Source organism: Roseobacter sinensis (assembly GCF_025755255.1).
GTDB lineage: Bacteria > Pseudomonadota > Alphaproteobacteria > Rhodobacterales > Rhodobacteraceae > Roseobacter > Roseobacter sinensis.
Window position 1 is genome coordinate 16,445 of the sequence record NZ_JALIEB010000008.1, and the last position, 20,767, is coordinate 37,211.

Annotated in this window: 23 protein-coding genes and 1 tRNA gene; 16 read left to right on the plus strand and 8 right to left on the minus strand. The window is 65.1% G+C overall.

Annotated elements, in window-relative coordinates:
• Positions 1-185 precede the first annotated feature (185 nt).
• The 3 genes from MUB52_RS12910 to MUB52_RS12920 all read left to right on the plus strand — a co-directional run bounded on the left by MUB52_RS12910 (position 186) and on the right by MUB52_RS12920 (position 2,906).
• A complete protein-coding gene (locus tag MUB52_RS12910; RefSeq protein WP_263844648.1) occupies positions 186-1,058 on the plus strand; it encodes a DMT family transporter in 873 nt (290 codons plus the stop codon).
• A gap of 61 nt (positions 1,059-1,119) precedes the next feature.
• On the plus strand, positions 1,120-2,394 hold the full coding sequence (gene eno, locus MUB52_RS12915) for a phosphopyruvate hydratase (RefSeq protein ID WP_263844649.1): 1,275 nt from the start codon (positions 1,120-1,122) through the stop codon (positions 2,392-2,394).
• Entirely contained in the window at positions 2,391-2,906 is a 516-nt protein-coding gene (locus MUB52_RS12920; protein WP_263844650.1) for a GNAT family N-acetyltransferase, read from the plus strand. Before eno ends, MUB52_RS12920 begins: the two co-directional genes overlap by 4 nt.
• Here the strand turns inward: MUB52_RS12920 and MUB52_RS12925 are convergent.
• Entirely contained in the window at positions 2,896-3,975 is a 1,080-nt protein-coding gene (locus MUB52_RS12925; protein WP_263844651.1) for an NAD(P)/FAD-dependent oxidoreductase, read from the minus strand. The two genes, MUB52_RS12920 and MUB52_RS12925, sit on opposite strands and share 11 nt — an antisense overlap.
• Positions 3,976-4,021: 46 nt before the next feature.
• Between MUB52_RS12925 and MUB52_RS12930 the strand changes: the two genes are divergently transcribed.
• The gene (locus MUB52_RS12930) at positions 4,022-4,456 is read left to right on the plus strand and encodes a cupin domain-containing protein (protein WP_263844652.1); all 435 of its coding nucleotides are present in this window, start codon (positions 4,022-4,024) and stop codon (positions 4,454-4,456) included.
• Here the strand turns inward: MUB52_RS12930 and MUB52_RS12935 are convergent.
• A complete protein-coding gene (locus MUB52_RS12935; protein ID WP_263844653.1) occupies positions 4,453-5,577 on the minus strand; it encodes an anhydro-N-acetylmuramic acid kinase in 1,125 nt (374 codons plus the stop codon). The two genes, MUB52_RS12930 and MUB52_RS12935, sit on opposite strands and share 4 nt — an antisense overlap.
• Positions 5,578-5,641: 64 nt before the next feature.
• Here MUB52_RS12935 and tyrS point away from each other — a divergent pair, with 64 nt between their 5' ends.
• The 3 genes from tyrS to MUB52_RS12950 all read left to right on the plus strand — a co-directional run bounded on the left by tyrS (position 5,642) and on the right by MUB52_RS12950 (position 8,864).
• Complete coding sequence (tyrS, locus tag MUB52_RS12940; protein WP_263844654.1) at positions 5,642-6,892, plus strand: tyrosine--tRNA ligase; 1,251 nt, start codon at positions 5,642-5,644, stop codon at positions 6,890-6,892.
• Between the two features lie 276 nt (positions 6,893-7,168).
• Positions 7,169-8,053 (plus strand): GNAT family N-acetyltransferase, encoded by an 885-nt coding sequence (locus MUB52_RS12945; RefSeq protein ID WP_263844655.1) that lies wholly within the window; start codon positions 7,169-7,171, stop codon positions 8,051-8,053.
• A gap of 55 nt (positions 8,054-8,108) precedes the next feature.
• Complete coding sequence (locus MUB52_RS12950) at positions 8,109-8,864, plus strand: SDR family NAD(P)-dependent oxidoreductase (RefSeq protein WP_263844656.1); 756 nt, start codon at positions 8,109-8,111, stop codon at positions 8,862-8,864.
• Positions 8,865-8,963: 99 nt separating this feature from the next.
• On the opposite strand, the gene MUB52_RS12955 is transcribed toward MUB52_RS12950, so the two are convergent.
• The 3 genes from MUB52_RS12955 to MUB52_RS12965 all read right to left on the minus strand — a co-directional run bounded on the left by MUB52_RS12955 (position 8,964) and on the right by MUB52_RS12965 (position 12,116).
• Positions 8,964-10,772, minus strand: coding sequence for an ABC-F family ATP-binding cassette domain-containing protein (locus MUB52_RS12955; RefSeq protein WP_263844657.1), 1,809 nt, complete (start codon positions 10,770-10,772; stop codon positions 8,964-8,966).
• 85 nt (positions 10,773-10,857) lie between these two features.
• Positions 10,858-11,583 carry a GNAT family N-acetyltransferase gene (locus MUB52_RS12960; protein ID WP_263844658.1) on the minus strand — a complete coding sequence of 242 codons (726 nt, stop codon included), beginning with the start codon at positions 11,581-11,583 and terminating at the stop codon, positions 10,858-10,860.
• Between the two features lie 71 nt (positions 11,584-11,654).
• Positions 11,655-12,116, minus strand: coding sequence for an outer membrane protein assembly factor BamE (locus tag MUB52_RS12965; protein ID WP_263844821.1), 462 nt, complete (start codon positions 12,114-12,116; stop codon positions 11,655-11,657).
• A 107-nt stretch (positions 12,117-12,223) separates the two neighbouring features.
• Here MUB52_RS12965 and MUB52_RS12970 point away from each other — a divergent pair, with 107 nt between their 5' ends.
• From MUB52_RS12970 to MUB52_RS13010, 9 genes are all read left to right on the plus strand, one after another.
• The gene (locus MUB52_RS12970; RefSeq protein WP_263844659.1) at positions 12,224-12,781 is read left to right on the plus strand and encodes a YceD family protein; all 558 of its coding nucleotides are present in this window, start codon (positions 12,224-12,226) and stop codon (positions 12,779-12,781) included.
• 21 nt (positions 12,782-12,802) lie between these two features.
• Positions 12,803-13,576: an alpha/beta fold hydrolase gene (locus MUB52_RS12975; protein ID WP_263844660.1), complete on the plus strand. Its 774-nt coding sequence runs from the start codon at positions 12,803-12,805 to the stop codon at positions 13,574-13,576.
• Between the two features lie 178 nt (positions 13,577-13,754).
• Positions 13,755-13,961 (plus strand): 50S ribosomal protein L32, encoded by a 207-nt coding sequence (gene rpmF / locus MUB52_RS12980; RefSeq protein ID WP_195820411.1) that lies wholly within the window; start codon positions 13,755-13,757, stop codon positions 13,959-13,961.
• A gap of 48 nt (positions 13,962-14,009) precedes the next feature.
• A complete protein-coding gene (plsX, locus tag MUB52_RS12985) occupies positions 14,010-15,083 on the plus strand; it encodes a phosphate acyltransferase PlsX (RefSeq protein ID WP_263844661.1) in 1,074 nt (357 codons plus the stop codon).
• Positions 15,080-16,051, plus strand: a complete 972-nt coding sequence (locus tag MUB52_RS12990) for a beta-ketoacyl-ACP synthase III (protein ID WP_263844662.1) — start codon at positions 15,080-15,082, stop codon at positions 16,049-16,051. The genes plsX and MUB52_RS12990 overlap by 4 nt, the downstream gene beginning before the upstream one ends.
• Before the next feature lie 98 nt (positions 16,052-16,149).
• Positions 16,150-16,452, plus strand: coding sequence for an integration host factor subunit alpha (gene ihfA / locus MUB52_RS12995; protein ID WP_159979738.1), 303 nt, complete (start codon positions 16,150-16,152; stop codon positions 16,450-16,452).
• A 4-nt stretch (positions 16,453-16,456) separates the two neighbouring features.
• Positions 16,457-17,770 (plus strand): MerR family transcriptional regulator, encoded by a 1,314-nt coding sequence (locus MUB52_RS13000; protein ID WP_263844663.1) that lies wholly within the window; start codon positions 16,457-16,459, stop codon positions 17,768-17,770.
• Positions 17,771-17,826: 56 nt separating this feature from the next.
• A tRNA-Pro gene (locus tag MUB52_RS13005) sits at positions 17,827-17,903 on the plus strand.
• 61 nt (positions 17,904-17,964) lie between these two features.
• Positions 17,965-19,041 (plus strand): 2'-deoxycytidine 5'-triphosphate deaminase, encoded by a 1,077-nt coding sequence (locus tag MUB52_RS13010; protein ID WP_263844664.1) that lies wholly within the window; start codon positions 17,965-17,967, stop codon positions 19,039-19,041.
• A gap of 6 nt (positions 19,042-19,047) precedes the next feature.
• On the opposite strand, the gene MUB52_RS13015 is transcribed toward MUB52_RS13010, so the two are convergent.
• From MUB52_RS13015 to MUB52_RS13025, 3 genes are all read right to left on the minus strand, one after another.
• Entirely contained in the window at positions 19,048-19,248 is a 201-nt protein-coding gene (locus tag MUB52_RS13015) for a hypothetical protein (protein ID WP_263844665.1), read from the minus strand.
• A 70-nt stretch (positions 19,249-19,318) separates the two neighbouring features.
• Positions 19,319-19,924 (minus strand): SMC-Scp complex subunit ScpB, encoded by a 606-nt coding sequence (gene scpB / locus MUB52_RS13020; protein ID WP_263844822.1) that lies wholly within the window; start codon positions 19,922-19,924, stop codon positions 19,319-19,321.
• Positions 19,925-19,974: 50 nt separating this feature from the next.
• Entirely contained in the window at positions 19,975-20,766 is a 792-nt protein-coding gene (locus MUB52_RS13025; RefSeq protein ID WP_263844666.1) for a segregation and condensation protein A, read from the minus strand.
• Position 20,767 lies beyond the last annotated feature (1 nt).

Consider the following 20,767-nt stretch of genomic DNA (forward strand, 5'->3'; position numbering starts at 1 on the left):
CCCAAACCGGTCTTTCGCGGGTTGGGCGCAAAGGACCGGTTCGCCTCGCTCGAGCAAGCCTCGCCGCCGGCACGCGGTTCGGTCAGCACTTTCCCATTCTTTGTCCCCTCGCGGCCCACTTCTGGCCAGATTGACCCCGGCCGTCATTTCTGAAAGGAGGCACCGGACCCCTTGAAGGATATCCCATGGACAACCTGCGCGGCGCAATCTTCATGGTTCTGGCCATGCTGGGTTTTGCCATCGAAGACATGCTGATCAAGCTGATGGCGACGGTGCTGCCCGTGGGGCAAATCGTCGGCATGCTGGGTCTTGGTAGCGCGGTGGTCGTGGGCCTCGTTCTGTCGATCCAGGGCCAGCCGCTGCTCTCGCGCAGCATGCTGACCCCGGTCATTGCCATCCGGTCCTTGGGCGAGCTCATTGGCACGCTGGGGTTCGTGACCGCCATCGCGCTCATTCCGCTCTCGACCGCCTCGGCGATCCTGCAGGCCACGCCGCTCTTCGTGACGCTCGGTGCTGCCCTGTTTCTCGGAGAGGCGGTTGGTTGGCGCCGCTGGATGGCCATTCTGGTCGGCTTCATCGGAGTGCTGATGATCATCCGCCCGGGTCTGGAGGGGTTCAGCTGGCTGTCGCTCTTCGCGCTACAGGGCGTTGTCGGGCTCGGCCTGCGCGACCTCGCCACCCGCCGCGTCCCGCCACAGACCTCCACATTGCAACTGAGCTTTCTCGCCTTCCTGGTGCTGATCCCGGCCGCTGCAATCCTCGTGCTGATCAATGGCACCGACCTTGCCTCGCCCCCAGCGATACACTGGCTTTACTTCACAATCGCACTCCTGGTCGGGATCGTCGCCTACTACGGCATCATCGCCGCGATGCGCATCGGCGAAGTGAGCTTCGTCACCCCGTTCCGCTACTCGCGCATCCTCTTTGCGCTGATCATCGGCACCGTCATCTTCGGCGAGCGCCCGGACAGGCTGACCCTGCTCGGTGCTGCCATCGTCGTGGCCTCCGGCCTCTACACGCTTTGGCGCGAGCGGAATGTTGGCGCTAACGCGCGCTGAGGCTTTCCATCGGCGGGCTGCGCCGTTAAGACGCTGGCAACAAATTTCACAGGAGCCGGACATGAGCACCATCATCGACATTCATGCGCGCGAAATACTCGACAGCCGGGGCAACCCGACCGTGGAAGTGGATGTGATCCTCGAAGATGGCACCATGGGACGGGCCGCTGTGCCCTCGGGCGCGTCCACCGGCGCCTATGAGGCTGTCGAGCGGCGCGACGGCGACAGGGCCCGCTATATGGGCAAGGGCGTGCTGGAAGCCTGCGCCGCCGTGAACGGTGAGATTGCCGAGGCGCTGGTCGGCATCGACGCCACCGAACAGGTCGAGATCGACAGCGCGATGATCGAGCTCGACGGGACCGAAAACAAATCCCGCCTCGGCGCCAACGCGATCCTCGGTGTCTCGCTGGCCACGGCCAAGGCCGCAGCAGATTTCTGCACCCAGCCGCTCTACCGCTATGTGGGCGGAACCTCGGCTCGGGTTCTGCCGGTTCCAATGATGAACATCATCAACGGCGGCGAGCACGCGGACAACCCGATCGACATCCAGGAATTCATGATCATGCCGGTCGCCGCGGACAACATCCGCGAGGCCGTGCGCATGGGGGCGGAGGTCTTCCATACACTGAAGAAGGAACTTTCGGCGGCGGGGCTTTCCACCGGCATCGGCGATGAGGGCGGCTTTGCACCCAACATCAACTCCACGCGGGACGCGCTTGATTTCATTTTGAAATCCATCGAGAAGGCGGGCTATGCGCCCGGTGACGACATCTATTTGGCCATGGATTGCGCCGCGACCGAATACTACAAGAACGGCAGATATGAGCTGAAAGGCGAAGGCAAATCGCTGAGCTCCGACGAAAATGTCGCCTATCTTGAAGCGCTTGTGGGCGATTACCCCATCATCTCCATCGAAGACGGCATGTCAGAGGATGATTGGGACGGCTGGAAGGCGCTGACCGATGCGCTCGGCGGCAAGGTGCAGCTGGTGGGCGACGATCTTTTCGTGACCAATCCGGCACGCCTCGCCATGGGGATCACGCGCGGATCGGCCAATTCTATGCTCGTAAAAGTCAACCAAATCGGCAGCTTGACGGAAACACTTAAAGCAGTCGATATGGCGCATCGCGCGGGCTTCACCAACGTGATGTCGCACCGCTCGGGCGAGACCGAAGACGCCACCATCGCCGATCTCGCAGTTGCAACCAACTGCGGCCAGATCAAGACCGGCTCGCTCGCGCGTTCTGACCGGCTGGCGAAATACAACCAGCTGATCCGGATCGAGGAAGCGCTCGGTGAGACGGCAGAATATGCCGGGCGCGCCATCCTGCGGTGACGGGCGCGCTGCACATACGCCCGGCGACCAGCCCGGCGGATCTGGATGCGGTGCGCACCCTCTGCTGGGAGTACCGCGACTACCTCGTGAGCTTCAGCCCGGAGCACCGCCCGCTGATGGAGACCTTCTATCCCGAGGAGGGCTATGCCCGTCTCATGCACGGGATCGCGGAGAAACATGCGCGCCCGCGCGGGATCATCCTGCTGGCCGAGCTCGATGACCGCCCGGTGGGCTGTGGCATGACCCATGCGCTGAACGACGAAGACGCTGAAATCAAACGCGTTTTCGTGCGTGCCGAAGCCCGTGGCACCGGCGCGGGCCAGGCCCTGTCACAAGCGCTGGTCGATCAGGCACGGGCAGATGGGTATGCCCGCGTTTTTCTCGACACATCAGCCGACTTCAAGGGTGCACAGCGGCTCTACGAACGGCTTGGGTTTCAGGCCCGCGGGCCCTATGCGGAGCTGCCGCCCGACACGGCGGACAAGCTTGTGTTCTACGAGCTCAAGCTGTGAACCGCTGCGGACGGTAAGGCGCCAGTAGCGCGGCTTGCGCGTTGGTCAGTCCGCGCTCCATCACCTCCGCGGCGGCCAGTTCCGCGACCAGAGGCGCCAGCGTTGCGCCGGAATGCATAGTGCTCACGTAAAGACCCTCTGGCCCGCAGGCACCAATCACCGGCAGCCCATCCTCGGGCATCGGCCGGGCCGCCAGCGTGACCTCCTGCCAGGTCAGCGGGCGGTTCAGCAGCGCCGACACACGCGCCATTGCGGCCTCTGCCAGCACATCCGGCCGGCTGGTGATCCGGGCGCTGTCATCGCTCTGATGACTGGCCACGGTGGGCGCCAGCAGCCGCCCGTCCGGCGTTTGCCGCAGCTCCTGCCCGGGCGCGACCAGCACATGGGCCAGAACCGGCTCGATCGGTTCTGACCTGAGAATCAGCGCGGGCCGGTGCAGCATCGGCAAGGGCACCTCGAAGGGCTGCATCAGCCTCTGTGTGGCAACGCCAGCCGCGACAACCACATGGTCCGCCGGGAGTGCGCCCAAGCTTGTTTCGACCGCCGTAACGCGCCCCGATCTCTCTTGAATATCAAGAACTTCGATGCCCGTGATCAACCGCGCACCTCGCGCTGCCGCAGCGGCCAGCGCATCAGCGGCCAGCTGTCGCAGATCCACCGCACCTTCCGCCTCGAAAAGCAGCGCGCGCTCGGGTGGCGCCACCGCGGGCTCCAGCTTTGCGAAAGCGGCGCGCTCCACGACCTGGACGGGGTATCCCAGCCGCTCCAGCGCGGCCAGTTGCGCGTCAAAGCCCGGGCCCGCTTCCTCCCAGCAGAGACACCCGGACCAGACCGTCGCCGTCGTGCCCAGATCGTCCTGCGCCCGGCGATGCGCCTCAAGCGCTGCGCACCGCAGGCGGAAGTGATCCTCATCGAGGTAGAAGCTTGCATTGATCCAGCCGAAGGAGGCGCCGGACGCCGCACTCGCGGGCTGACGCGCCTCGATCACGGTGACCTCGGCACCGGCCTGCGCAAGGCGGTACGCGGTCAATGCGCCGATGATGCCCGCTCCGACAACGATGATCTTCATGCAAAAGTCCCTTGGCCCGCCTGCGCGCCCAGACTAGCCTGCGCCCATGACAGCACAAGAGATCATTGCGCATCTGGGTCTGAGCCCGCATCCCGAAGGTGGCCACTTCCGCCAGACCTGGGTGGCGGAAAACGCCGGACGCCCGAGCGGCACCTGCATCTACTTCCTGTTGGCAGAGGGCGAGCGCAGCCACTGGCACCGGGTGGATGCGACCGAAATCTGGCTCTACCACGCAGGAGCGCCTCTGGTGCTGTCGATCAGCGAGACGGAGGCAGGACCCGCAACCGAGCATCTGCTGACCCCGGATCTGACCCGGGGGGCGCCGCAGATCATCGTGCCCGAGGATCACTGGCAGGCGGCGCGGAGCACGGGCGATTACACGCTGGTCAGCTGTACCGTGTCTCCGGGGTTTCGGTTCGAGGGGTTCACCCTCGCAGCACCAGGCTTCGACATTCCCACGGCGACCGATACCGGGCGCTAGACCGCGACGCCGGTCGCCTGCGGCCAGCTCAGGGTTCCGCCACCGACCGCGGCGCGGACGCCCGTGGTGCCCGGGCAGCTCGTCGGCAAACCGCGCGCCACGCGCACGGCCAGATAGGCGAAGGCCTGCGCCTCCAGCATATCGCCATCGAGCCCGACCTCCTCGACGGGCATCACCGGACAGTCGAGCGAGACCGCGAGCATCTGCATCAGGACCGGGTTGTGACGGCCACCGCCCGTCACCAGAACGCGGGCAGGCGGTGTCGGGCAATGATGCATGCCTTCGGCGACGCCCGCGGCGCACATGGCGGTGAGCGTCGCGGTGGCATCCGCATCGCTCAGGTCGCGGATCATGCCGATCATCTCGGCGAAATCGTTGCGATCCAGAGACTTGGGCGGAATGCGCGCGAAGTAGGGCTCGGCGAGAAACCGCTCCAACGCACCGCTTTCCACCGATCCTTGGCGTGCGATCCGGCCCCCTTCGTCGAAGGGCAGGCCTTGCCGGGTCAGCAACAGATCGTTGATCGGTGCATTGGCTGGCCCGGTGTCGAAGGCGAGCAGTGCGCCGGGCGTCTCGGGGCGATCAAACGAGGGATCCACATAGGTCAGATTGCCCACGCCGCCGAGGTTCAGAAACGCAAGCGGCGCCTCTGCTCCGATGTGATGCGCGCAGGCGAAATGGAAGAAGGGCGCAAGTGGCGCGCCCTCGCCGCCAAGCTGCACATCAGCGCTGCGGAAATCCCAGACGACGGGCCGGCCAAGCGCCTCGGCCAGCCAGGCGCCGTCGCCCACCTGCAAGGTCCCGTGGGTCCGCGGCGCATGGGCGAGTGTCTGGCCGTGAAATCCTATCAGATCAACGCCTCCGACGCCCTGCAGCAGCTCCAGATGCGCCTGCTCGACAACCTCGCGCGCCGCCTCGACCGCCGGGCCAGTCCACAGGCCCAGGGCTGCGCGCAACACGGTCTGTTCGGCTTCGCTATAGGCGCGGTAGAGCGTCTGCCCGAAACGGCCGATCCGGTGCCCGTCGGTGACCACCACCGCGGCATCCACACCATCGAGCGAGGTGCCGCTCATGGCGCCCAACGCCGTCACATCGCCGGATTTGCGAATGGCCCTTTTCAAAGCCTTTTCCTTTGTCTGCGCACCGCCTATAGAGTGTGCGCAATTCCAGCCGAGAGCAAGCACGATGACCTACCACCCGAAGTCGGATTTTGTGACCGTGATGATGGAGCGCGGGTTCCTCGCGGATTGCACCGACTATCAAGGGCTGGACGAGGCGCTGCTGAAGGGCGGGCAGCCCGGCTACATCGGGTTTGATGCCACGGCAAAGTCTCTGCACGTGGGCTCGCTCATCCAGATCATGATGCTGCGCTGGCTGCAGAAAACAGGCAACAAGCCGATTACCCTCATGGGCGGCGGCACCACGAAGGTAGGCGATCCGTCCTTTCGCGCAGACGAGCGCCCGCTCCTGAGCCCAGACGAGATTGACGAGAACATCGCGGGCATCAAACAGGTGTTTTCGGCTTATCTGACCTATGGCGACGGGCCGACCGGCGCGATGATGATCAACAACGCCGAATGGCTCGATGATCTGAATTACCTCGATTTCCTGCGCGACATCGGGCGGCATTTCTCGATCAACCGGATGCTGTCGTTTGAGAGCGTGAAGTCGCGGCTCGACCGCGAGCAGTCGCTGAGTTTTCTCGAGTTCAACTACATGATCCTGCAGGCCTATGACTTCATGGAGCTGCACCGCCGCTATGGCTGCATTCTGCAGATGGGCGGCTCGGATCAGTGGGGCAATATTGTGAACGGGATTGATCTGACCAGGCGGGTGATCGATGGAGAAGTCTACGGGCTGACCTCACCGCTGCTGACCACCTCGGACGGCAAGAAGATGGGCAAGTCGCAGTCGGGCGCCGTCTGGCTGAACGCAGAGATGCTGGCGCCCTATGAGTTCTGGCAGTTCTGGCGAAACACCACGGACGCGGACGTGGGCCGGTTTCTCAAGCTTTACACCGAGCTTGCCGTGGACGAGTGTGAGCGGCTAGGATCGTTGCAAGGTTCTGAGATTAACGAAGCGAAGATCCGGCTGGCCAATGAGGTGACCACGCTTCTGCATGGCGCTGAGGCCGCGGCGGCCGCAGAATCCACCGCACGCGAGGTCTTCGAGAAGGGCGGTGTGGGGGACGATCTGCCGACGCTCACCTTGAGCGCGGACGATCTGGGCGACGGGATCTCAATCGTACAACTGATCGTGCGGTCGGGTCTTGCAGGCTCCGGCAAGGAGGCCAAGCGTCTCATTGCCGAGAACGGCGCCCGCATGGATGACCAGCCGCTGACCAACGCAGGCCTTATGATCGACGCAGGCGCGCTTTCAAACCCGATCAAGCTGAGCGCTGGCAAGAAACGCCACGCTCTGGTGCAACTGGGTTAGAGCGGCTCGCGTTGAGACGATTTCAAACGCGCTGCGTCCCGCCGGTGGCGCAACCACGGGTTTGACTGTCGGACGCGTCTGATCGGCCGCAACGCGCTCTAGAACCAGAGCAACTCCACCAGGCTCAGGATGCCGAAAACGGGGATCGACATCCCCACGGCGATCAGTGTTGCAGCTGTCTTGGTCAGACGCGGAGCGGGGGCAGCAATGCTCATTGCAGATTTTTTCATGACCTCATTAACGCCGATTTAGGTTTCGGTTCGGTTAACTGTGGCCATGTTTGACAGCGCGCCCCAGGACACCCCGCCCGCCTTGCAGCAAAGCGCCGAATTCGCCCGCGCGCTTGAAGAGGCGGGGACGCCCGCCCTGCAATTGCCCGATGGCACGCTGGTATTGCGACGGCAGTTCGGGCCGCTCCCCGTCAGCATGATCACGCGACCGCTGACCACAACCGCTTCGGGCCTCGCCGGCTTGGCCCGCGCTGTGCCCGTGAAGGGGCCGAGACTCCTCTCTCCGGACCGGCCCCTGCCGTTGCACGAGATCGGCGCGCTGCCTCTGATCAGCCCCGCGACCGTCGCTGTGCTCGACCTGCGACCCGATGAGGAGACGCTGATGGGTGGCCTCCACCCGAAGTGGCGCAACCGGCTGCGCCACGGCCAGGCACATGGCCTGCGCATCACCCGTCAGAACATGCCGGCCGATCCCGGCCATTGGCTGGTGCAGGCGGATCTGGTGCAGCAGGCAGCGCGCGGCTATCGCGGCTGGCCCACCCCACTGACACTGGCATTTGGCCGCGCCAATCCCGGCAAATCGAAGCTTTTCGTGGCTCATTGGGGCAGCGAGCCAGTCGCCGCGATGCTGATCCTGCGGCATGGCCGCGGCGCCACCTATCACATCGGCCACACGCGACCGTCCGGGCGGCTGATGTCCGCGCATACGGTGCTGATGTGGTCGGTGATGCTCTGGGCCAAGTCGAAAGGTGTGGAGTTTCTTGATCTGGGAACAATCAACAGCGAGGACGCGAAAGGGCTGGAGCGGTTCAAGCTTGGCACCGGCGCCCGCGCGCGACCCTTGGGCGGCACCTGGGTCTGGTGGCCGCCGCTGACGACCCTCGCCCGCCCCGTCGCAAGGATCGACCGCCGCCTGATGGGCCTCGACTAGACAGCGCGCTGCGGGCATGATGATCTGAACGCGCGTTCAGATCAGGGAGGGCGCGATGGACCTGAAAGACACGGCCGCGGTGATCACCGGCGGCGCATCTGGCCTTGGGGAAGCCACCGCGCGTCACTTCGCGGCGAAGGGCGCCACGGTGACACTGCTCGACCGGGACGCAACGCGGGCGCGGCAAGTCGCAGAGGAGATCGGGGGGCATTTCGCCGAGACCGACGTGACCGACGAACCCTCGGTCAGCGCGGCACTCGAGCACGCGCGTGCGCAGATGGGGCGCATTACCGTCGCGGTAAACTGCGCGGGGATCGCCGATGCAGCGAAGACAATCGGGCGCGAAGGGCCGCACCCCCTGCCGCTCTTTCAGCGCACCATCGACATCAACCTCGTGGGCACCTTCAACGTGGCGCGGCTGGCGGCTGCAGCCATGCAGGACAACACGCCGGATGCGGAGGGGGCGCGGGGTGTGATCATCAACACCGCCTCCATCGCCGCCTTCGACGGGCAAAAGGGGCAGACGGCCTATGCCGCCTCGAAAGGCGGTGTGGTGGGGCTGGGGCTGCCGATGGCGCGGGATCTGGCAAAGCTCGGCATCCGGGTGATGACCATCGCGCCGGGCATCTTCGCCACGCCGATGCTGGCGGGCCTGGGCGAAGAGGTGCAGACGGAGCTGGCTGCAGACGTCCCCTGCCCGCCACGTCTCGGCGATCCGGCGGAATTCGGACGGCTCGCGGCCTTCATCGTCAGCTGCGGCTATCTGAACGGCGAGGTCATCCGCATCGACGGAGCCTTGCGGATGCGCTGACGCAATTCGCGTTGAACTTGCATCCCCTGTCGCTGCCTGATTTCAATGAAATCAACGCAATTGGTGACATGTGTTGTCTCAGGTCAAGGGCGAAACGCTTTAGGAAGCCGCCTTCTCCTCCAGCAGGAGCCATTCATCTTCCGCCGCCGCGAGCTTGTGCTGGCGTTCGATCAGCGCCTCGCTGGCCTTCTGAAACTTCACCGGTTGCTCGGAAAAGAGCGCTGGGTCGCTCAACAACTCTTCAAGTTTGCCGATTTCCGCCTCCAGCCGCGCGATCTCGTCCGGAAGGGCCTCGAGACGATGCCGTTCGGTGAAGCTCAGGCCGGGTTTGGTGGCGGCTTTCGGCTTCTCGGCGACAGCCGCAGGTTTGGCTTTCGGCGCGCTCTGCGATGCGTCCTGCGGCTTGCGCTGGCGCTGGTAGTCGCTCCATCCACCCGCATAGACCGTCGCGCGTCCGTCCCCCTCCATCGCGATCGTGGTTGCGGCCACGCGGTCGAGAAAATCGCGATCGTGGCTCACCAGCAGCACCGTACCATCGTAGGTCGCCAGCAGCTCCTGCAAGAGGTCGAGCGTTTCCACATCGAGGTCATTTGTCGGCTCGTCCAGCACCAGAAGGTTGCTGGGCCGGGCCATAATCCGGGCCAGCAGCAGCCGCGCCTTCTCACCACCCGAGAGCGCGCGCACCGGCGCACGGGCCTGCGCCTCGTCAAAGAGGAACTCCTTGAGATAGCCGACCACATGTTTCGGCGTCCCCCGCACCATGATCTGATCGGCCTTGCCCGAGACCCGCATTTCCGGATCACCGGTCAGGCTCTCCCAGAGGCTGAGATCGGGGTTGAGTTGCGCGCGCGCCTGATCGAACAGCGCAAGCGCGAGGTTGGTGCCCAGCGTGACGGTACCGGCATCGGGCGGCTCCCGGCCGATCAACATGTTGAGCAGGGTCGTCTTGCCCACACCGTTCGGCCCGACCAGCGCGATGCGGTCGCCGCGCTGCACGGTCAGCGAAAAGGGCCGCAGGATGATCCTGTCGCCGAAGGCCTTGGAGAGGCCCTGCGCCTCGATCACCTTGCGCCCCGACTTTGGCCCCGCGTCCAGCGCCATGGCCGCCGTGCCCTGCCGCTTGATCTGGGCCGCGCGCTCCGCCCTCAGGTCCTGCAAGGCACGCACCCGGCCCTGGTTGCGCTTGCGCCGCGCCGAGATCCCCTCGACCGCCCAGCGCGCCTCGGCCTTGATCTTGCGGTTGAGCTTGTGCCGCTGCGTGTCCTCCTCCTCCCAGACCGTATCGCGCCACGCCTCGAAGGCGGCGAAGCCCTTCTCCTGGCGCCGCACCACACCACGGTCCACCCAGAGCGTCGCACGAGTCAGTGCACGCAAAAACGCGCGGTCATGGCTGATGATCACGCAGGCCTTGCGGCTTTGCGCCAGCTCCTCTTCGAGCCAGGCAATTGCCTCGATATCCAGATGGTTGGTCGGTTCATCCAACAGCATCAGGTCCGGGCTGCCCGCCATCAGCCGCGCAAGCGCGGCGCGCCGCCGCTCGCCACCACTTGCGGTCTCGACCGGGCGCGCCGGGTCGAACTTGAGCCCTGCCCCCGCGCGTTCGACCAGGTACATCTCGGACGGATCCAGCCCGTCGGCCGCAAAATCACCCAGCGTCGCAAAGCCGGCCAGATCCGGATCCTGCTCCATATAGCCGACAGAGACACCCGGCCCGGGCACAACCTCGCCCCGGTCCGGCTCCACAAGCCCGGCCATCACCTTCATGAGGGTCGATTTGCCGGAACCGTTGCGTCCGACCAGCGCCACCCGGTCTGCGGGCTGGATGACGAGGCTGAGATCGTCGAACACCGGATCGCCACCGAAGGTGAGCGAAATCTCGGTGAGTTGCAGAAGGGGAACGCGGGCCATGACCGCCAGCTAAGCCGCACGGCACCGAAGGTCAACTTGGGCTGTTTCTTCTGGCCAAAAATATCCTCGCCGAAGGCAAGAAGTCTCAGGCCAGCGCCCGCAACAGGCGTTTGCGGGCGTCGGGAATCGCGCCGATCTCCACGCCCGTGAAGACATGCAGCGTGTTCATCTGACGATCCACGACGGCATGGTCGCTGACCCACCCCCCCATCATGAGATACGTGCGCAGCAGCGGCGGCATCCGCGCCATGGCCTTCTTCAGATCCGGCTTGCGCCGCAGCCGCGCGGCAAAGCGGAAGACGTCCGGCGCCTTGACCCGCGGCAGCCAGTGCTTGGGCGCGAGGTGACGGGCCTTCAGCATCGCAAAGGCATCGAGGTAGTCGGCCGTTTCCGTCCCCGCGAAGGACGAGCAGCCGAAGAGCAGCCGAACGTCATGCGCGTCGACGTAAGCGGTCATCGCCGCCCAGGCGACCCGCAGGATATCCGGATCGCGCAGATCGGGGTCGATGCAGAAGCGACCCATTTCGACCATCCGACCCTCGAACGTCTCGAGCGCCGACAACTCGTAGTATTGCGCAGCGTAGCTGGCCGAGAGCTCCGCGCCGGTCAGTTCGAGCATCCGGAAGGTGCAGACCAGCGTCCCGGTCGCTTCCTCTTCGATCAGAATATGTGTGCACCGCTCATCAAAGGCGTCGATGTCGCGATCGACCGGCAAGCCGAAGCAGCACGCGCGCAACCGCTGTGCCGCGTCGATATCCTGCGGCGTCGATGCGGTGCGCGCCAGATGGCGGCCCCTCCGAAAAGAGATCATCGCAGCCTCCGGTGCAGCGCTGCCAGTCTCCGCGCTTCTATCACAGGCTTCTTGACGGTCGCGTGACACTCTTAGTTGTCGATATCTGCCGCCCCGGGTGTGAAGCGGCCGATGTTGCCGAGAAGCTGCCGCAGGAAGGTCGTATCGCGCACACCCGAGCTTGTCACACGGCGCGTCAGCGGCACGACCTGGCCGCGCTCCAGACCGAAAGTCTCCAGGTTGGTCACCACGCCGGCCTCATTGAAGCTGATCGCCAGGACCTGCCGGTCGATGACCTGCGGCTCCAGCATGGCGACCGTGCGGATGCGGCTGCGCACGAAATACATCGCATCGTCGCCAAGGACCGAGCCCGATGCGGCCGAGCCCAGCGTCTCTTCCACGCTGTCGCGCGTGTCGATGCCCACGACGATCTGCTCCAGATCTTCCGGCGGCGGGAAGTAGCCGTGATCCCGATAGATCCCGCCGCATGCCGTCAACGATATGCAGGCGGCAATCAGCACCAATCTGCGTACGCTCGGCGGCATCATCCCCATCACCGCATTTCCGAAACCCATTCCACCTGCCCTCTTGCCCTTACGCACTGCGGCTTTTATCTCGCTTACACCATGGACCGCCCGAGGTTCAAGAAACGAAAGTGCTTATGGCCCAGCAGCCTCCCCCCTCGCCCGGCGCCCTGCGTGTCGCCGAGTTAACCCAGAACAGGCCGACGCCTTTCGCCCTGAGCCCCGATGCCGGAACGCTGCAGGCGCTGGCCGCCGAGCTCGACCTGCTGGGTCTGCGCAAGCTCACCTTCACCGGTGACGTCAGCGCGCAGGGCGACCGTGATTGGAGGCTGACCGGCCAGCTGGGCGCAACCGTTGTGCAGCCCTGTGGCGTGACACTGGAGCCGGTCACCACCCGCATCGAAACCCCGGTGGAGCGTCACTACCTCGCCCAGTATGAAGAGATCACCGCCCCCGAAGTCGAGATGCCGGAGGATGACAGCACCGAACCTCTTGGGCGCTGGATCGAACCCCATGCGGTGATGGTCGAAGCGCTCGTGCTGTCCCTGCCGCTCTACCCGCGCAGCGCCGGCGCGGATCTGGGCGAACAGGTCTTTGCAGAGCCGGGCGTCACACCGATGCGCGATGAAGACACAAAGCCCTTTGCGGGGCTGGCCGATCTCAAGGCGCAGATGTCGAAAGACGCGAAAGACTGACCCACAAAGAAGGCGAATGCCGTGCTTCACACAACGCAGACCGGTCCGGAGGGCGCACCGGAACTCCTGTTCCTGCATGCGGTTGGCATCAGCAGCTGGATGTGGCGCGATGTCGCCGCGGCCTTGCCGGCGTACCGCCTGCTGCTGATCGATCTTCCGGGCCACGGTCAAAGCCGCGACCTGCCCTGGCGATCCCTGGAAGAGAGCGCCGACAAGGTGGCCGAGGCGGTCGCAGCCACGGGCCGCAGCGCGCCGCTTCATCTCGCCGCCCTGTCACTGGGGTCCTACGTGGGCCTGCATCTCTGCCTGCGCCACCCCGCCCTCTGCCAGTCCGCACTTCTCAGCGGCATCCATCCCGGAGGTATGCCGAAGCGGGCGCTCATGAAGCTCGTCTCGGCGCTGACGGCACCGCTGGCTCCGCGCCCCTTCTTCGCCCGGCGCACGGCCCGGATGATGGGCCCGGATGTCGATGTGGACGGGTTTGTTGAGGCCGCGGCCCAAACGCGGGTTTCGGCCTTTCGACGCGCGACGAATGATGTGGTGGACTTCGAATGTCCGGCAGATGCCGCCCCACCTCAGACCCGGCTGGCCTTCATTGCGGGCGGGCGGGAACATCCGCTGATCCGGGAGGGGCTTGCGACCTTTGAACGCCGCTTCGAGGGCAGCGTCTCGGCGATTGTACCGGGTCTGGGTCACGGATGGGCCGGCGAGGACCCGCAACTCTTTGCGCGGTTCATCAAAGCGCATGTGGCCGGCGATCTGCCCGCGCTGGTCCAGCGGGGCCATCCAGACTAAAAAACCGCTTGCACCGCAGCGCAATCACAGTATTTTGCGCCGCTCACCCAAATAGGGTTGGACAAGCGCCGGGCTTGGGCCTAAACGCACGTCACACCCGACATCTGGGACAGGAATAGAAACCCGGCCCCGCGCCACACCTGCGCGCCCGGCCCCGAACGACAAAAGGCCCAAGACAATGGCTGTTCAACAGAACAAGGTCTCCAAGTCGCGCCGCAACAATCGTCGCGCGCATGATTCTCTGGTTGCCGCAAACCCGAACGAATGCACCAACTGCGGCGAGCTGAAGCGCCCGCACCACGTCTGTGCCGCCTGTGGCCATTATGACGACAAGGAAGTGGTCGCGCTCACGGAAGAGATTGATCTGGAAGACGACGCGGCCTAAACCTTTCCCTTAAACAATAAGGGCAGAAGGTTTGGGGGCAGTCGCACCATGACGGCGCAGACCGATCAGGCATCCGCAAAAGCCAGACGCATCACCATTTCCGTAGATGCGATGGGCGGGGACGAAGGCCCCGCCGCCGTGGTTGCGGGCTGTGATGTCTCGGCGCGCAAGAACCCCGATATCCAGTTTATCCTGCACGGCCCGGAAGCCGAGCTGTCCGGCCTTGTTGCGCGCAAACGGGCGCTCAGCGGCCGCGTCGAGATCTGGGATGCCACCGGCGTGGTAAGCATGGATGACAAGCCCAGCCATATCGTACGCAACGGCAAGGAAACCTCGATGTGGTCGGCCATCGAGGCGGTGCGCGATGGGACTGCAACCGTCGCGGTCTCCTGCGGGAACACCGGCGCGCTCATGGCCCTGTCGATGATCCGCCTGCGCAAGCTGCCGGGTGTGAACCGGCCTGCGATTGCCGTGCTCTACCCCTCGTCGAACCCGCAGGGGTTCAACGTGATGCTGGATGTGGGAGCCGACGTGAAGGCCGATGCCGATGACCTGCTGCGCTACGCGCTGATGGGCATGTCCTATGCGCGCAACGGCCTCGATCTGCCGCGACCGCGCGTGGGTCTTCTGAATGTTGGCACCGAAGAGCACAAGGGCCGCACCGAGCTGCGGGAAGCCTATGAGCTCATTCGCGACCAGCGCGACCTCGCCGGGTTCGAATTCGTCGGCTTCGTCGAGGGAGGGGATATCTCTGGCGATGTCTGCGATGTCATCGTGACGGACGGCTTCACCGGAAACGTGGCGATCAAGACCGGTGAAGGCACCGCGAGCATGATCGGCGACCGGCTGCGCGAGGCCTTCAAGTTCTCGCCGTTGTCGCGGCTCGCCTCGGTGCTGGCCTATACCTCGCTGCGCCGGTTGCAGAAGAAGATCGACCCGCGCCGGGTGAACGGCGGCGTCTTCCTGGGGCTGAACGGCACTGTCGTCAAGTCGCATGGTGCCGCGGATGCCACCGGCGTCTCGGCGGCCATCAAGCTGGCCGCGCAGCTTGCCGATATCAAATTCACCGACAAGCTGGCCGCACGGGTGGCCGGGTTGCCCGGAGAGGAGAGCATATCATGAGCCTGCGCGCGGTTGTCAGGGGCGTGGGCCACTACCTGCCCGAGCGCATCGTGCCCAACGCAGAGTTCGAGGCGACGCTCGACACCAATGACGAGTGGATCCGCGCCCGCTCGGGCATCGAACGGCGGCATTTTGCGGCCGAAGGCGAGACGACATCGACAATGGCGACCACCGCTGCGCGGGCTGCATTGAAAGACGCGGATCTTGAGCCCTCCGACATTGACGCCATTGTGCTGGCGACCTCGACTGCCGACCTCACCTTCCCTTCAGCGGCCACGATGGTTCAGGCCGATCTCGGCATGGACAGCGGCTTTGCCTTCGACGTGCAGGCCGTCTGTGCAGGCTTCATCTATGCGCTGAGCAACGCCAATGCGCTGATCATTTCCGGCCAGGCCAAACGCGTGCTCGTGATCGGTGCCGAGACCTTCAGCCGGATCATGGATTGGACCGACCGCTCGACCTGCGTGCTCTTCGGCGACGGGGCCGGCGCGTTGGTGCTGGAGGCGGATGAGGGTGCCGGCACTGCCGCGGATCGCGGGATCCTGTCGACCGACCTTCACTCCGACGGCCGGCACAAGGACCTGCTCTATGTCGATGGCGGCGTGTCGACGGGCACGACGGGCTATCTGCGGATGCAGGGCAACCAGGTGTTCCGCCATGCGGTGGAGAAGCTTGCCGCGACAGCGACCAAGGCGATGGAGCGCGCCGGGGTGGCGCCGCAGGACGTGGACTGGATCGTGCCGCATCAGGCCAATATCCGCATCATCCAGGGCACCGCGAAGAAGCTCGGTCTGCCCATGGAAAAGGTCGTCGTCACCGTGCAGGACCACGGCAACACGTCGGCCGCATCGATTCCCCTGGCGCTCTCCGTGGGCCGCGACCGCGGCCAGATCCAGCAAGGCGATCTGATCGTCACCGAAGCCATCGGCGGCGGTCTGGCCTGGGGCGCGGTGGTGCTGCGCTGGTAGAGCGGAAATTCCTGCTCAAACGCCAGCGGCCAAGTCATTGATATTGACTCTGAAAATCCCTCTCCCCTATGGTTGCTGAAAACCACAGGGGGACAGCCATGGCCGAAAAGACATTGACTCGTATGGATTTAAGCGAGGCGGTGTTCCGGGAGGTCGGCCTGTCGCGCAACGAAAGCGCGCAGCTGGTCGAATCCGTACTGGAACATCTCTCAGATGCGCTGGTCCGCGGCGAACAAGTGAAAATCTCGTCATTTGGCACCTTCTCCGTCCGTGACAAGTCGGCCCGCATCGGACGCAATCCGAAAACGGGTGAAGAGGTGCCGATCAACCCGCGCCGGGTTCTGACCTTTCGCCCGTCGCACCTGATGAAGGACCGCGTGGCCGACGGGAACAAGTCCTGATCTGATGCCAAAATCCCCCGACGCTTTTCGCACGATCTCGGAGGTTGCCGACTGGTTGGGCGTGCAAGCGCATGTGCTGCGGTTCTGGGAAAGCAAGTTTGCCCAAGTCAAACCGGTCAAACGCGCTGGGGGCCGCCGCTACTACCGCCCGGCCGACATGCTCCTGCTGGGGGGCATCAAGAAGCTGCTGCATGATGACGGGCTGACGATCAAGGGCGTGCAGAAACTGCTGCGCGAGCACGGGGTCAGCCATGTGGCAGACCAGTCGCAACCCTTGGACGACCTGACCATGGCGGTCATCGAAAGCGATGTCGCCACCCCGGAGCAGGAGGCAGAGGTCGCACCGCCGGCCGCCCCTCCGCCACCAGCGGACACGCCGCCCCAGGATACGCCAGCGCAGGGTGAGGAGATCGATGATGCTCCTGAGCCGGAGGCCGTGGAAGAGGTGGCAGCTGCGCCGTCAGAGGAGGTGGCACCCGCCCTCGAGGAGGAGGCCGATCCACCTCAAGCCGAGGCAGAGGCAGAGCCCGCACAACCGGAGCTTGATCTCGAAACCGAGTTGGAATTGGAACTCGAGCTGGACGCGGCAGAACCAGATCAGTCGGAGCCCGCGCCTGAACCGGCGAGCCCAGAGCCAGAACAACCAGAACAAGGGGCGGTCGCGGAGGATGAGACGGCTGCGCAGGCGGCAGCGCCCGAGCCGGGCGCAGAGGCAGATCCCGTCGCGGAGGATGAGCCCGCTGTCGAGCTGGCGGAAACACCTGACGAGACCGACGCACCCGAGCCGGAACCGATGCGCGATGCGCCCCCCGAGGAGCCCGCCGAAGAGGCCCCGCCGCCTGTCGAGGCCGCTGCGGCGGACGACCCCGCACCCCCTGAGCCTGCCGAGCCGCCCACCCAACCCGCGGAGCCCGAGCCTCAAGATGCGGCGGAGGACACCGACGACGCCTTGCCAAGTTTCATCCGCAGACCGCGGGCCGATCCCGCGCCAGTGCCGGAACCGGCGCCCGAGGCCGAGGCTCCGCCTGCTGAAGAGCCTGCCGAGGCGCAGGAAGAGGGTGCAGCGTCGATACAGCAGGACGAAGAGGTCTCCGCTGTCCCGGTCGAGGCCGAGCAGGCCCCCACGCCAAGGATCATCGAGGTGGGCCCTCTGCCCAACGAAGCGGACATGCCCGCCGAACCGGCCGCACTTTCCGCCCTGGCGAGCAGCCCGTCGCTCAATGATGCGCAGCGCGACGCGGTCAAACCGCTGCTGGCGCAACTGATCCGATTGAGGGCCAGCCTGACCAACGCCAGCAAAGACGCGGCCAAAGACTGAAAGATGCCAATTCGCTCTTGCCTCGGCCCTCAGATCGGGTATGTAGCCCCTCATGTCGGGCTATGGCGCAGCCTGGTAGCGCGTCCGTCTGGGGGACGGAAGGTCGCAGGTTCAAGTCCTGCTAGCCCGACCATCCGACATACGAGAAAAGCCCGTGCTGCAGCGCGGCGCATGGCATGTCAGGAAGCGATCCGATGAGCGGCGTGCTGCCCAATCAAATGATCAGCAAGATGATTGCGGACAGCCAGATCGCGGCGACGCGGGAAATCAATCCAGCACAGGTTCAGCCCGCCAGCCTCGATCTGCGGTTGGGCACCACCGCCTTCCGGGTGCGCGCCTCCTTTCTGGCCGGTCAAGGCGCGCGCGTGCTCGACCGGTTGCGCGAGTTCGAGATGCACAGCGTCGACCTCTCGGGCGGCGCCGTCCTGGAGAAAGGCTGCGTCTACGTGGTGCCACTGATGGAGTCCCTGGCGCTGCCGCCAGGCGTCCGAGCCGTTGCCAACGCCAAGAGTTCCACCGGCCGGCTCGATCTGCTCACGCGCACCATCACCGATGGCGGCACCGAGTTCGACCGGATTGCCGCGGGCTACTGCGGCCCGCTCTATGCCGAGATCTGCCCGCGGTCGTTTTCGGTTCTGGTGCGTCCGGGCATGCGGCTCAATCAGATCCGCTTTGGGGACGGCGAGGCCGTGCTCGACGATGACGCGCTGCGCGCGCTGCACACCGAAACACCGCTGGTGGACGGCCCGGCGGTGATTGACGATGGCCTGGGGTTCTCCGTCGATCTGCGCCTGCCGGAGACCACGCTGGTCGGTTACCGGGCCAAGCCGCATACCGGTGTGATCGACCTGGACCTGATCAACCATTACGATCCGCGGGATTATTGGGAAAACGTCCACAGCGAAACCGGCCAGATCATCCTCGATCCGGGGGCCTTCTATATTCTGGTGAGCCGCGAGGCGGTCACGATCCCGCCAGAATATGCCGCCGAGATGGCGCCCTATCTCGCCATGGTGGGCGAGTTCCGCGTGCATTACGCAGGCTTTTTCGATCCGGGTTTTGGTCACCATGCAGCGGGCGGGACAGGCTCGCGCGGCGTGCTTGAGGTGCGCTGCCACGAGGCGCCCTTCGTGCTGGAGCACGGGCAGGTGGTGGGCCGGCTGATCTATGAACGGATGGCCGAAGTGCCCACGCATCTCTACGGTGCGGGCATCGCCTCGAACTACCAGGGCCAAGGGCTGAAACTTTCGAAGCACTTCCGCGCGGGCTAGCCGCCGCTACATGCGTGTCGTGCGGCGCAGGGCGCGCATGGCCTGCCTGATTTGCTCTTTGCTCTGCGGGTTTTGCTCTGGCAGAGGGCGCTTGCTGTCCTGTCGCCCCTTGTTCATCGACGCCGCTTTCCTGAACCCCGCATTGATGCCCTTGTTGACCAGACGCCGGGTGATCTGGCGCAGGATCATGCTGATCAATCTGTCCATGGCTCTGCCTCCTTGCGCTTTTCATTTGTGATTATAGCGCGGAATGCGGTTTTTTCAGGACAGGCTGCGGTCAATCCTCGAAAAGCTCGCTCTGCCCTTCTGTGCTTTCGTCCTCCGGCTCCTCCTCGGGGCCCGGCAGTCCGGTGCCGGGCGGCGGGCGGTTTTCGAGCAAACCTGCTGCGCGCAGCTCCTTCAGGCCCGGCAGATCGCGTGCGTTTTCCAGCCCGAAATGGTCGAGGAAACCTTGCGTGACCACGAAGGTCACCGGCCGTCCCGGTGTCATCTTTCGGCGGCCAAAGCGGATCCACTCCATCTCGAGCAGTTGATCCACCGTCCCGCGGCTGACGGAGACGCCGCGGATCTCCTCGATCTCGGCGCGGGTGACCGGCTGGTGATAGGCGATGATGGCGAGCGTTTCGATCGCCGCACGGCTGAGCTTGCGGGTCTCGACCGTTTCGCGTTGCATCAGAAAGCCCAGATCGGGCGCGGTGCGCATGGCCCAGGCATCGCCGATCTTGCAGAGGGTCACGCCCCGCCCCTCGTAGCGCTTGCGCAGGTACACCAGGGCCTCTGCCGGATCAGAGCCATGGGGCATGCGGGCGGCAAGCTCGCGCAGGCTCACCGGCTCGGCCGTCGCAAAGAGGATCGCTTCGACCATCCGCTCCTGTTCGCCCATAGGCGGCGCTTCGAACAGGCTCTCTTCCGGCTCTGGCGCTTGATCTTCACTCACTTGGGCGTGTCCTTCTTCCGCAGCTGGATCGGCGCGAAGGTCTCCGACTGCCGGATTTCCAGATGGCCCTCTTTAACAAGCTCGAGCGAGGCCGCAAAGGTCGCTGCGGTGGCGGATCGGCGGCGCGCCGGGTCGATCTCCCAGCCTTCGGGCAGATAGCTGGAGATATCGGTCCAGTCGCCTGCAAATCCGATCAGCCCGCGCATCCGGTCGAGCGCCTGCTCCATGGTGAAGACCGCATCGCGGTCCATGGTGAAGGGGCGGAAGTCGTCGCGGGTGCGGATGCGGGCATAGCCCTGCATCAGATCAAGCAGCGTCGCGGTGTAGCGGATCTTGCGGGTGCGCGTGACCTCATGGGTCTGGCCGCGCGCAAAGAAATCGCGGCCCAGCCGGTCGCGGCCCATGAGCCGCGCTGCCGCATCGCGCATGGCCTGCAGCCGTTCGAGCTGGAAGGCCAGATGCGCGGCGAGTTCCTCGCCTGTGGGCCCCTCCTCGGTCGGGTCCGGCGGCAACAACAGGCGGGACTTCAGAAAGGCGAGCCAGGCCGCCATGACGAGATAATCTGCCGCCAGCTCCAGCCGCAGCGCCTTTGCCCTCTCCACGAAGGCGAGATACTGCTGAGCGAGGGCAAGAACGGAGATCTTGCGCAAGTCGACCTTTTGCGTCCGGCTGAGCGTCAGCAGCAGGTCCAGCGGCCCTTCGAAACCGTCCACATCGACGATCAGCGCCTCCGCAGCCAGCCGATCCGCGACCGATAGGGTGTCTTCCTCAAAAGGTGTTTCAGCCATG

What these genes read in the sequence shown, in the direction of transcription:
- ihfA (WP_159979738.1), top strand. Translation starts at nt 16,150, where the DNA reads ATGGCCGAAAAGACATTGACTCGTATGGATTTAAGCGAGGCGGTGTTC.
- MUB52_RS12955 (WP_263844657.1), bottom strand. Translation starts at nt 10,772, where the DNA reads ATGGCCCGCGTTCCCCTTCTGCAACTCACCGAGATTTCGCTCACCTTC.
- MUB52_RS12970 (WP_263844659.1), top strand. Translation starts at nt 12,224, where the DNA reads ATGGCCCAGCAGCCTCCCCCCTCGCCCGGCGCCCTGCGTGTCGCCGAG.
- MUB52_RS12950 (WP_263844656.1), top strand. Translation starts at nt 8,109, where the DNA reads ATGGACCTGAAAGACACGGCCGCGGTGATCACCGGCGGCGCATCTGGC.
- MUB52_RS12925 (WP_263844651.1), bottom strand. Translation starts at nt 3,975, where the DNA reads ATGAAGATCATCGTTGTCGGAGCGGGCATCATCGGCGCATTGACCGCG.
- MUB52_RS13010 (WP_263844664.1), top strand. Translation starts at nt 17,965, where the DNA reads ATGAGCGGCGTGCTGCCCAATCAAATGATCAGCAAGATGATTGCGGAC.
- MUB52_RS12945 (WP_263844655.1), top strand. Translation starts at nt 7,169, where the DNA reads ATGTTTGACAGCGCGCCCCAGGACACCCCGCCCGCCTTGCAGCAAAGC.
- MUB52_RS12965 (WP_263844821.1), bottom strand. Translation starts at nt 12,116, where the DNA reads ATGGGGATGATGCCGCCGAGCGTACGCAGATTGGTGCTGATTGCCGCC.
- scpB (WP_263844822.1), bottom strand. Translation starts at nt 19,924, where the DNA reads ATGGGCGAACAGGAGCGGATGGTCGAAGCGATCCTCTTTGCGACGGCC.
- rpmF (WP_195820411.1), top strand. Translation starts at nt 13,755, where the DNA reads ATGGCTGTTCAACAGAACAAGGTCTCCAAGTCGCGCCGCAACAATCGT.
- tyrS (WP_263844654.1), top strand. Translation starts at nt 5,642, where the DNA reads ATGACCTACCACCCGAAGTCGGATTTTGTGACCGTGATGATGGAGCGC.
- MUB52_RS13025 (WP_263844666.1), bottom strand. Translation starts at nt 20,766, where the DNA reads ATGGCTGAAACACCTTTTGAGGAAGACACCCTATCGGTCGCGGATCGG.
- plsX (WP_263844661.1), top strand. Translation starts at nt 14,010, where the DNA reads ATGACGGCGCAGACCGATCAGGCATCCGCAAAAGCCAGACGCATCACC.
- MUB52_RS12960 (WP_263844658.1), bottom strand. Translation starts at nt 11,583, where the DNA reads ATGATCTCTTTTCGGAGGGGCCGCCATCTGGCGCGCACCGCATCGACG.
- MUB52_RS13015 (WP_263844665.1), bottom strand. Translation starts at nt 19,248, where the DNA reads ATGGACAGATTGATCAGCATGATCCTGCGCCAGATCACCCGGCGTCTG.
- MUB52_RS13000 (WP_263844663.1), top strand. Translation starts at nt 16,457, where the DNA reads ATGCCAAAATCCCCCGACGCTTTTCGCACGATCTCGGAGGTTGCCGAC.
- MUB52_RS12930 (WP_263844652.1), top strand. Translation starts at nt 4,022, where the DNA reads ATGACAGCACAAGAGATCATTGCGCATCTGGGTCTGAGCCCGCATCCC.
- MUB52_RS12910 (WP_263844648.1), top strand. Translation starts at nt 186, where the DNA reads ATGGACAACCTGCGCGGCGCAATCTTCATGGTTCTGGCCATGCTGGGT.
- eno (WP_263844649.1), top strand. Translation starts at nt 1,120, where the DNA reads ATGAGCACCATCATCGACATTCATGCGCGCGAAATACTCGACAGCCGG.
- MUB52_RS12990 (WP_263844662.1), top strand. Translation starts at nt 15,080, where the DNA reads ATGAGCCTGCGCGCGGTTGTCAGGGGCGTGGGCCACTACCTGCCCGAG.